This window comes from Nocardia sp. NPDC057440 (assembly GCF_042802915.1).
Taxonomy (GTDB): domain Bacteria; phylum Actinomycetota; class Actinomycetes; order Mycobacteriales; family Mycobacteriaceae; genus Nocardia.
This window is the reverse complement of the sequence record NZ_JBHVDF010000011.1, coordinates 189297-201535: the sequence shown is the minus strand read 5'-3', so window position 1 is coordinate 201535 and position 12239 is coordinate 189297. Positions and strand designations below refer to the sequence as shown.

At 67.4% G+C, this 12239-nt stretch carries 1 protein-coding gene; it reads right to left on the bottom strand.

What is annotated here, in order from left to right; translation table 11 throughout:
- Positions 1-12101, bottom strand: a 12101-nt coding sequence (locus ACFU4Z_RS23315) for an amino acid adenylation domain-containing protein (RefSeq protein ID WP_379066370.1), incomplete at its 3' end; no start/stop codon positions are given.
- Positions 12102-12239: the final 138 nt, after the last annotated feature.

Genomic DNA, 12239 nt, shown 5'->3' with positions numbered 1-12239 from the left:
GAGGGGTTGTTTACCCCGCGGTGGGCCTGGGGGGCGCCGCGCCGGGGCCGCGGCGAGTCATAAGCGCCGTGGGGGCGGGGGCCGCCGGGGTCGTTCGGCGCGGCCACGGCCGGGTCGTCGAGCACGATCCAGTCCACCGAATCGGGCACCTGGGCACGCGCCGACGACACCGTAACCCCTAGCCTCGCACCAGAATCCGACACCATCTGCTCGATCCGGCCTTCGGGATAGCTGGGGTCCACCGGCACGTATGCCGCACCCGACTGCACCACCGCCCACCACGCGACGACGGACTCCGTCGACCGTGCTACCGCCACCAGTACCGGATGCTCCGGTCCGGCGCCACGGCGGATCAGCAACCTCGCAAGCCGGCTCGATCGTTCGTCCAGCTGTGCATACGACAACGTGGCATCCCCCGAAACAACGGCGATACCGTCGCCGTTGTCCCGGACGGCCGAGGCGAACACCTCCGGCAACAATCCGGACGGCTCCAGCGCCTCCACGGTGGGTGCCCCAACCCGCGACGTGAGCGCCGAGCGCTCGTCGGCTTCCAGCCAGTCGATATCCCCGATTACTACGGCCGGATCGTCGACGACGGCTTCCAGTACCCGCACCAGCCGTCGGACAATTCCCGCCGCGGTCGCCTCGTCGAATAGATCCCGAGCATAGGTCATCATTCCCGAGATGCCTTGCGCGACAATCGCATTGCCTGATGAATCGGACAGCACCAGTTGCAGGTCGAACTGACTCGCGCCGGTATCCACATCCGCCCGCGCAACCCGGACCTCGGGCAGCACCACATCGACCGTGGACACGTTCTGGAACGCCAGGGCCACCTGGAACAACGGATGCCGCGCCGCCGACCGCTCCGGGTTCAACTCCTCCACGACCCGCTCGAACGGCACGTCTGCGTGCTCGAACGCCAGCAGGTCCGTCTCCCGGGTGCGCATCAGCAACTCGGTGAACGGCTCGCTCGTATCCACCCGGGTCCGCAATGCCAGCGTGTTCACGAACATCCCCACCAGATCGTCCAGACCAGGCTCACCCCGCCCCGCGACCGGGGTGCCGATCACTACGTCATCGCTGCCACTGAGCCGCCCCAATACCGTTGCCAGCGACGCATGCATCACCATGAACAGCGACGACCCCCGCGACCGTGCCAGCGTGAGCAGCCGTTCGTGCAGCCTCGCACCGATCTCCACCGGTACCCGGCCTCCCGACAGCGATGCGACGGCCGGACGTGGGCGGTCCGCCGGTAGTTCCAGCCGGTCCGGTGCACCCGAGAGCGTCGAGCGCCAGAACTCCAGCTGCGCGGACATCAACGACTCCGGATCGTCCGCGGCACCCAGCATCTGCCGTTGCCACCACGCGAAATCCGCGTACTGCACAGCGAGCGGCTCCCATTCCGGCGCCTGCCCGGCCAGTCGCGCGGCATACGCCGCCATCACGTCACGGGCCAGTAGCCCCATCGACTGACCATCGCCTGCGATGTGATGGACCACCACCACCAGCAGGAATTCCCCTGTGCCACTGTCGCGCTCGGCGTCCAGCTCGAACAATCCCACTCGCATCGGCACTCGGACTGTGACATCGAATCCACGCCGCACGAAGTCGCCCACCACATCCTGGACCGAATCCGCGGGCACTCGCACCGGCCCCACCGGCACCGCGGGCTCGTCGAGAACGACCTGCCGCGGCTCGCCGGAGGCTTCCGGATATATCGTCCGCAGTACTTCGTGACGTGCGACCACATCTGTGAGCGCGGCCGCCAGCGCTTCGGTGTCCAGCCGTCCCGACAACCGCAGCATCACCGGAATGTTGTAGGCCGCGGAGTCCGGCTCGAACCGGTTCAGGAACCACATCCGCTGCTGTGCCAGCGACAACGGCACGGGGCCGGGGTGCGCTCCGGGCAGCAGGGGCAACCGGCCCCCACCGCTGACCGCCGCTGCGAGCGCGGCCAATTCGCCGACGGTCGGCGCCTCGAATACCGACCGCACCGGCACTCGCACGGCCAGCGCCGCTCCGATGCGCGCCACCACCATCGAGGCGCTCAGCGAATCGCCGCCCAGCGCGAAGAAGTCGTCGTCGACTCCCACCCGGTCCACGTCGAGCACCTGCTCGAATGTCCGCGCGACCAACTCTTCCAACCCTGGCGATGGCGCCCGGAATTCTCGCGCGACGGCGACGGGCTCGGGCAACCGCTCGCGATCCAGCTTCCCGTTGACGGTCAGCGGCACCTCATCCAGCACCATGACCGCGGACGGCACCATGTACCGGGGTAACGCCTCAGCCAGTGCCGCACGCAACTCCTCGCCCGATACCTCCGTCCCTGTCGCAGGCACGACATAGGACACCAGCAGCCCTCGCCCGCCATCGCGGCGCGGCACGGTGACCGCATATGCCACATCCGCACGCGCACCCAGCACCGCGTCGATCTCCCCCAGCTCGACTCTGGTGCCGTGCACCTTTACCTGAAAATCATTGCGCCCCAAGAACTCCATCTCGCCATCGACGCTGCGGCGCACCACGTCACCGGTGCGGTACATGCGCTGGCCCGGCTCCGCGAACGGGCAGGCGACGAACCGTGCCGCGGTCAACTCCATCCTGGCGACGTAGCCATCGGCCAGGCCGGCGCCGAACAGGTACAGCTCGCCCGCGACACCGTGTGGCACGGGGCGCAACCAGGTATCCAGGACCACGGCCGCGACGGGACCGACCGGCCTGCCGATCGTGATCGCGGCACCGGGCGCCAGTGCCTCGCCTGCGGTAGCCCAGATAGTGCTTTCGCTCGGCCCATAGAGATTGACCATGGTGCGATGCGGCGCCCATCGATCGACCAGTTCCGGCCCGACCGGCTCACCGGCTGTTGCCAGCACACGCAGCCCGTCGAGACCGTCGCACGAGACGGTCGCCAGCACCGAGGGAGTCACTACCGCATGCGAAATACGTTCGCGCCCGATCAGATCCGCCAGCTCGGGGCCGGCGTAGACATCGGCCGGCGATACGACCAGCCGGCCGCCCGAGCCGTGCGCCATCAACAACTCGAAGACCGAGGCGTCGAAGCTGGGCGAGGCGACCTGCAGTACCACCGAGGTCGGGTCGACGCCGAGTATTCGCCGCTGCGCCGCGACGAGATCGGCCAGGCCGCGATGGCTGACGAGTACGCCCTTGGGCGCACCGGTCGACCCGGAGGTGTAGCTCACGTACGCGGTCTGACCCCGCCGAATCGGTCCGCCGCGTTCGTCATCGGTGATCGGCATGGCAGGAACCGAGTCCACGGCGCCGAGCAGCTGGTCCTGGTCGAGTATCAGCCAGTCGACGCCGCCGCCGGGAAGATACTTCCTGACGGACGTGTCGGTCAGCCCGAGCACGGTTTTCGAGTCCGACAGCAGAAATTCGATCCGCTCCGATGGCAGGGTCGGATCGATCGGCAGGAATGCGGCGCCGGTCTTCGCCACGGCCCACAGAGTGACCGTCGCCGCCAGGGATCGCGGAAGCGCGGAGGCGACGACCGCTCCCCGCTGGGCGCCGTACCGCAGCAGGACCCGGGCCAGATATGCGGATCGCTCGTCGAGGTGCCGGTAGGTTATGGCGGTCGTCCCGCACTGCACGGCGATCGCGTCGGGTTCGGCGGCAGCGGAAGCGGCGAGTATCCGGTCCAGCGTGTCCGGGATCTCCGGCTGCGCACCCGAAACCGGCCACGACGGCCCCGGTTCCTCGTCGAGCGGCAGCTCGCCCAGTCGCACGTCGGCGTTTGCGGCGATCCGGCACAGCAACGCGACGAAGCGGTCGAGAATGCGGCGCGCCGACGCGGTGTCGAATTCGCCGTCGTGGAATCGGAGGGTGATCCGCAGTCCCTCTGCCTCACCGTGCTCGGACTGTTTCGGTTCCACGACCAGGCTCAGCGGGTACGGCGTCGCGTCCACACCGCTGAGTTCGTCCACCTGCAGGCCCGCCGAAGCGACAAGTTGCTGTAGTGCCGTCCGGTCGACGGGGAACGACTGGAAGGTGATGGCGGTGTCGAAGAGTTCGGGCAGGCCGACGCTGCGGTGAATCTCGGGTAGGCCGATATGGTGATGATCCAGCATGCGGGCGTGCCACGCCTGAATGCCGGTCAGCAACTCGCGTACCGTCATGGTGGGTTCGAGCGGGACGCGCACGGGAATCGTATTCAGGAACATGCCGAGCGTCTGATCGACCAGCGGCAACTCTGGGGGCCTGCCCGACACCGAGGAGCCGAAGATCACATCCGTCTCACCGGTCAGCACGCGCAGATTCAGGGCCCAGGCCGCGGCGACCGCCGTATTGATGGTCACGGCCGCCTCGGCCGCCACTCGACGAAGTTCTCCGAGACGATCTGCCGTCAGCTGGGCCCCGACCTCGGCGGCGGATACCGAACTCGCCGCGCCCGCGTCGCGGGACACCCGGGTGGGCGCCTCGACGTCCGAAAAGGCTTGCGCCCATGCTTCTTTGGACACGGCGCTGTCCTGCCGACGCAGCCAGGACAGATAGTCGCGGTAGGAGGGAGCAGGTCCGGCGGACTCGATATGTTCGGGAGATCCGTAGTAGTCGAGTAGTTCTCGCATCAGCAGCGGCATCGACCAGCCATCCAGGATCACATGATGATTCGTGACGAGCAGCCGGAAGGACCCCGCATCGAGGCGGATCAGTGTGAAGCGCAGGAGCGGAGGAGCCGACAGGTCGAATCCCGCCGCCGCGTCCGCTGCGGCAATCGATCCCGGGTCGGCCGGAGATTCCGCATCGCCACCACCGGCGAGATCGATCTCCCGGAACCCGATCTCGGCATGGTCCAGCACGATCTGGCACGGCCCTGCCGCCGTCTCCACAAAGGCGGCCCGCAGGATATCGTGCCGGTCGACCACGGCCTGAGCGGCACATCGCAGGCGCTCACCGTCGACCGCGCCGGAAAGTCCGATCATCGTCTGGACGGTGTAGTTGTCTCCGGCATCCGGGTCGAAGGTCGAGTGGAAGTGCACACCGGATTGCATGGGCGACAACGGCCATACGTCGGACAGGCCGTGGTACTGCCGATCGAGCCGATCGATGTCGGGTTGGGTGAGCGCGACGAGCGGAGAATCCGAGGCGCGATCCGCCGTCGGGAGTCCAGGGGGTTCCTCGATTGTCACCGGAGCCGCATCGCCGTCCGCGATCGCGGCGAGGGCGGCAACCGTCTTGCCTTCGAATACATCTCGCGGCGTGAGCGTGAGCCCGGCGGATCTCGCCAGCGCCACCAGCCGCATCGAGACGATACTGTCCCCGCCGAGCGCGAAGAAGTTGCTATCGGCGGAGACAGTGTCGAGATGGAGCACATCGGCGAAGAGTTTCGCCACGACCTGCTCCATCTGCGTCGACGGCGGTCTGCCGCCTGCGGCGTCGGAATGGAAGGCCCGCTGCTGCAATGCTTTCCGATCGATCTTTCCCGTAGGCGTGCGCGGCATCTCCTCGAGCTGCACGATCGCCGCGGGATTCATATAACGGGGTAGCCTGCCCGAGAGATCGTCGCCGAGTGCCGCCACATCCACGGCAGCGCCCGGCGCGGGGACGACATAGGACACCAGAACCGGTTCGCCGGCAGGCCCTTTCACCGCAACGGTGGCGACGCTCGCCACATCCGGGTGCCGGGCCACGTGGGCATCGATTTCCCCCGGCTCGATCCGCAGGCCGTGAATCTTGACCTGCTGATCGCAGCGGCCCAGGTATTCCAGTGCCAATCCGGCGCGTCCGCGCACCCAGCGCACGGAGTCACCGGTGCGGTAGATGCGCGCACCGCGGGTGGATCGCGGATCCGCAACGAAGCGCGACGCGGTCACGTCCGGTCGATCGACGTACCCGCGGGCAAGTCCGGGCCCAGCGATATAGAGTTCGCCCGCGATACCGACCGGCACCGGTCGCAGCCACGTGTCGAGAACTATCGCGGACGCGCCCCGGATCGGGCCACCGATCGTCACCAGCTCGCCAGGTACGAGGGCATCCGACCCCGTCGCCCAGATCGTGCACTCGGTCGGTCCGTAATGGTTCATCAGCCGTCGCCCAGGACCCCACCGGTTCACGGTGTCCGACCCGGTCGCTTCGCCGATGACCGCGAGCGATGTCAACGACGGCGTCCGGGACGGATCCATGGTTTTCAGCACGGACGGGGTGATGATCGCGTGCGAAACCTGGTGCGACCGAACCAATTCCTCGAGGTCGGTTCCGGCGTACACCTCCGGTGGCGCCACCACGAGGCAGGCGCCACTGGCGTGCGCCATCAGCAACTCCGACAAGCAGGCGTCGAATCCCGGTGACGCGACCTGCAACACCACCGAATCCGTACCCGCGCCGAAGGCGTCGACTTGCGCCGCGACAAGTTCGGCAAGGCCTCGATGGCTGAGGTGGACCGCCTTCGGTGTGCCGGTCGAACCGGAGGTATAGATCACGTATGCCGCATTGTCGGCCGACAACCGGTCGGCCCCGGCCGGACCACCGGACGGACGCGGTAGACCCTCATGAGCGTCCGGAGCCTCAGCGTCCAGAATCAACCACTCGACAGTATCCGGAAGCTGCGGTGCAACAGCGCTGGTCGTCACGCCCAGACTGATCCGCGAGTCGGACAACAACTCCCCGATGCGCGCGGCGGGATTGCCGGGATCCAATGGCAGGAACGCGGCACCTGTTTTCGCCACCGCCCAGATCGCAACGACCAGTTCGGCCGAACGAGGAACGGCCAATGCGACGATCGACTCAGCGCGAGCACCGTGCCCGGCCAGCAGGCGAGCGAACCCGTCGGCGCGATGCTCCAGCTCGCGATAGGTCCACGTGGTGTCACCGCACCGGACAGCCACGGCATCCGGATACTTCCGTGCCGTCCCCCACAGGATGTCGCGCAGCACGAGCTCCGGGCCCGGCTCTTGGCTGCCGACCGAAAGCAGTTCCGCGCGTTCGGAATCCCAGCAGGGGGAGATCGCGGCGACCTTCCGTGCGGGATCGATGACGATCTGCGTGAGAAGCAGTTCGAATCGTTCGAGCAGCGTGCGGGCATCGTCCGAATCGAACCGGTCGGTGGCGAATTTCAGCGTCACCGCGTAGGTGGCGGGCTCGGCGGCGTCCGGTCGTCCGTCGCGCCTGGACCGCGGGGGGGTGACTTGCAAACTCAGCGGATACGGCGTGGCATCGTGTGCGTCGATCTCGACGAACCGCCATCCGGCGTCGGAGAGATTGCGCGCCAACAGTTCCCGGTCGAGCGGATACGACTCGAGCACCGTGGCGGTGTCGAACATATCGGTGATACCGGTGGCCCGTTGCAGCTCCGCCAAGCCGATGTGCTGGTGATCGAGCATTGCGGCCTGCTCGGATTGCACGCGAACGAGCAAGTCGCCGACGGTTTCGTCGGGTTCGAGCCGGACTCGGACGGGCAGCGTGTTGACCAGGAGTCCGACCATGCGTTCGACATCCGGAATCTGCGGTGGGCGGTGGGAGATCGTATTGCCGAACACCACATCCGACCGTCCGGCCAGGACAGCCACCAGCAATGCCCACGCCACCTGCAGGGCGGTATTGGCAGTGACGCCGTGCGAACGGCCCAGATCGAGAATCGCAGCGGTGGTCGCGGCGTCCAGGTTCAGGCCGACTTCACCGGCGTGCGCGGTGACGGTCCGATCCGGTCCGCTCGTGACCCGCGTCGGACTGTCGATTCCAGCGAGCATCTCCTGCCACGCGGCGATGGCGGCGTCGCGATCCTGAGCCTGTAGCCACTGCAGATACTCTCGGTACGAACGCGGGGGCGCGAGCTCGGCGGTATCGCAATCGGATGTGTACAACGAGAGCAACTCGTGGATCAGCAGAGGCATCGACCAGCCGTCCAGCACGAGGTGGTGGTTGGTGACCAGCAACTGGAACATATCGACACCGGTGCGCACGAGGTGGAAACGCACCAGCGGCGGGCGGGCCGGGTCGAACGGAGCCGCAGCCGCCGTCGCGAGTCGCCGAAGCGCTTCTGCCTGCCGGCCGACATCGCTGATATCGGTGATATTCGACTCGGCCCAATCGACGCTGGTGCCGCGCAATACGATCTGACGTGGCCCATCGCCACTCTCGACGAACGCGGTCCGCAGGCTGTCGTGCCGGTCGATGAGCACCTGCGCGGCCCGCCGCATCCGCTCCCCATCCACCTGCCCGGCAAATGTCAGCGCCGCCTGCACGATGTAGCCATCGACGCCGTCCCGGTCGTAGACCGTGTGGAACAGCAGCCCGGACTGCAACGCGGTGAGTGGCCACACATCGGTCATCGACGGGTATTCCCGCAGCCAGTGGTCGACATCGTCCTGCGATACCGCGGTGAGGGGGAAGTCCGATGGAGTGAAGCCGCATACGGATTCGGATCGGACGTGATCGGCGAGCGCCGCCAGGGCACGAGCCCACAGCCCTACGAGCTCGTCGACCTCCCCACCTGCCAGCACCTGCGAAGCGAACTCCCAGGTCACGTTGAGTTCGAGCCCGTCGCGACCTTCCTCGGCGATCGCATTGATATCGAGCACGGCGGACAACGCCATCCCCGGATCGCTCGTCGCGGTCAGTGCGGGGAATTCGGTGGTGGGCGCCCAGGGGCCCGAGCGTTCACCGGCACCCACCCGCCCGAGGTAGTTGAAACTGATCTGAGGTTCGGGCAGATCCGCGAGCTCGGCGCTCCCCTGGGAATCGAGATGACGCAGCATCTGATAGCCGATGCCGTTACCGGGCACCGCCCGCAGCTGCTCCTTCACCTGCTTTATCGCAAGTCCCGCGCCCACGCCGCCGGCCAGCGCATCGTCGAGGTCGATATTCCCGCATTCGATCCGGACCGGGAAGCGCGTGGTGAACCAGCCCACGGTGGCGCTGAGATCGGCGCCGGGTACGGCCCGCTCCTCGCGGCCGTGTCCCTCCAGCGAGATCAACTCTCCCGCGGCCGCCGTCTTACCGCGCCTGCGCCGCCACTCACCGAGTGCCAGTACCAGGGCCGCCAGCAGCGGATCGTTGGCACCGCAGTGGAAGCGGTCCGGAATGGTGGTGAGAACCGCCTCGGCAACCGCTGCCGGGATGCGCTGATGTACTCGGCCCGCGGTGGCCCCGACATCACTATCCGGGATCAGACGGCGCAATCCGAGTAGCTGATCGCCTGGCTCGAGTACCTCCTTCCACAGGTCGAGCTCCGCGGAGCGCCTGCCCGGCGTCTGCTCGACCAGGCCGTGTACCCACCGCCGGAACGAGGTAGTGACCGGGCCGGCATGCGGTTCGCCGCCGTCGGAAACCTGCGACCAGGTCTGCGCGAGATCGGCGAGGATGATGCGCCACGACACCGCGTCGACGGCGAGATGGTGGACCACCAGCCACATCAGGTCGGGTCCCGAGCCGTTGCGATCCTGAATCCAGACGGCCTGCATGAGCACACCGTTGCCGGGGTCCAATCGATCCGCGGCTTTGTGCAGGTGCCGGTCGACTTCGGCGGCGTCACGTCGATCGAGCCGAACGATGACGAGTGCGGCGTTCGGGTCGACCGCTTCCCGATCGAGTACCTCGACGTACCGATCAACCGAATCGCCGCCGCGCAGTACCGCGCGCAGCATGTCGTGGCGGTCCAGCAGGGATCCCAATACGCGCACGAGACCCGCGCGATCGACCCGCTCGGGAAGCTGCACGAGCGCGGCCTGCGCAAATCGGTCGTAGTGACCCCGATCGAGCATGGCGTGCACGATCGGCGACAACGGCATCGGCCCGGTGCCGCCACCGGGCAGCTCGGCCAACGCGGGGATATCGCGGGCTTCCGTCGCCGTGGCCGCCAGGCCCGCGACGGTCTTGTGCACGAACACATCCTGGGTGGAGAAACTCAGGCCCTCGGCCTTGGCCCGCGCCACCAGCCGGATCGACAGAATGCTATCGCCGCCCAGGGCGAAGAAGCTGTCGTCCGCCCCGACCAGAGGCACGCCGAGCACCTCGGTGAACAGCCTTGCGACCACCTTTTCCCGGGCAGTGGCCGGCGCCCGACCGACCGGCGCGGTCCCGAACTCGGGCTTCGGCAAAGCGCTGCGATCCAGTTTGCCGAAGGCGTTCACCGGAAGGCTGTCCAACGAGAGGATCACCGCCGGGACCATATGCGGCGGCAGCGAATCGCGGGCGAAGCGCTGGAGTTCGAGCGGATCGATCCGACGGCCGCTGACCGGGACGACGTAGGACGCCAGCACGGTCGTGCCTGCGTTGTTCTGCACAGGCACTGTGACGGAGAGATACACGTCCTCGTGTGTGGTGAGCGCGGCGTCGATTTCACCAGGTTCGATCCGGTATCCGCGGATCTTGACCTGGAAGTCGCTGCGCCCCATCAATTCCAGCGTCATCTCGGCGTTGTCACCGGTCCAGCGCGCGATGTCGCCGGTGCGGTACATCCGCTCGCCGGCACCCCCGTACGGATCGGCGACGAACCGGGCGGCGGTTTCGACGAACAGATGGCTGTATCCACGGGCCAATCCCGGCCCGGCGAGATACAACTCGCCCGCGGTGCCCTTGGGCACCGGTTGGAGCGTTCGGTCCAGCACCATCGCCGCGACGCCACGGATGGGGCCGCCGACCGTGTGGGCGTGGCCGGGTCTGAGCATGGCGCCGACGGCGGTCACGGTGGTTTCGGTGGGACCGTATTCGTTGTACACGGACAACGACGGTGTCCACCGATCGATGACGTGCGGTGGACATACGTCGCCGCCGACCACCAGCACTCGCAAGTCGGTCGCTGGATGCGGGTCCACGGTTGCCAGCATCGTGGGCGTCAGCGTCAGGTGGGTCACGTGCTCGTCGGCAAGCAGTTGCGTGAGCGGCTCACCGCCGGTGATCTCGGGCGGCACGATCACCAGCGTGGATCCGTTCGCGAAGCAGGTCAGAAACTGTTCAAGGGAAGCGTCGAAACTGGGTGAGAGGGCATAGGACACCCGGGATGTCGTGTCGATGCCGTATGTGGCGGCGCGGTCGGCAACCAGATTCGCGAGGCCGGTGTGCGTGACCTGGACGCCTTTCGACGCTCCGGTGGATCCCGAGGTATAGGTGATATAGGCGATGTTGGACGGCCGCAGTGGGCGGATACGGTCATCGTCGGAAATCGGCCCGGTCGCGGGGTCGCATTCCCCCAGGGTGGCGGGGTCGTCGAGAACCACATGGCGCATCGCCAGCGGGAGCCGCCCGCGCAGGGCGTCGACCGTGATCGCCACGGCTGCGCCGCTGTCGGCGACCATATGTTCTATCCGCTTCGACGGGTACTCGGGTGCCAACTGGACAAACGCGGCCCCGCATTTCGCGACCGCCCATGTCGCCAGGACCGATTCGACCGAGCGTCGCAGCATGATCGCCACCGCCGTGTCCGGCCCACAACCCAGAGCTATCAGCTGCCGGGCCAGCTGGGAGGATCTGGTGTCCAGCTCGCCGTACGTCATCGTCTGCCCGGCCGAGGTGATCGCGCACGCACTACGATTCCGGCGCGCGCTCTCGGTCAGAATCTCCGGAAGCAGCCGCGTTTCAACCCCGCTGGGCCCCCGCACCCGCAGCAGCGCAGACCGTTCCTGTACTTCGAGCAACGGCAGTCTGCTGACCGGACATCCCGCTCCCCCGGCGAGGAATTCGTGCAGAAACATGCGGAACCGCCGGTGGTGATCGGCGAGCTCGTCAGGGCTGTAGGCATTCGGATTTCCCTGGAAGTCGATGTGTGTACTGTCTCTGCCCGCGCCCGGGTAGATATTGACGAAAAGGTCGGCGGTAGGGCCTGAGGTGAGGACGTTCAGGCGGCCTGTCGTCTCGCCGAGCACAACCTCGTTCTCGATCATCATGAGGTTCACGGCCGGCCCGAAGGATGCCGCCTCGTCGCGCGCAATCCCCATATCGTGGAATATGTCCTCCTGGCGGTAGCGCTGCCGCCGAAGAGCACTCGTCAACTCGCTTTGCACAGCGGCGATCAGTTCACCGACGCTGCGGCCGGCGACCTGGACCCGCAGCGGGACCACATTTGCCACCATCCCCCCGGAACGGCGCAGCACGGCGGAGTGCCGACCCGAAACCGGCAGGCTCAGCATTACTTCATCGCTTCCGGTCATCCGCGCGAGATAAGCGGCGAACGCCGCGACGATGGTCGGGGGTGGGGGGGCGGCGCCCCGCGCCGCCGAGCGCCAGGCTGACAAGATGTCGGGGCCGGGGGCGACCGCGCGAGGGCGCACCCCCCCCGCCCGAGGGCG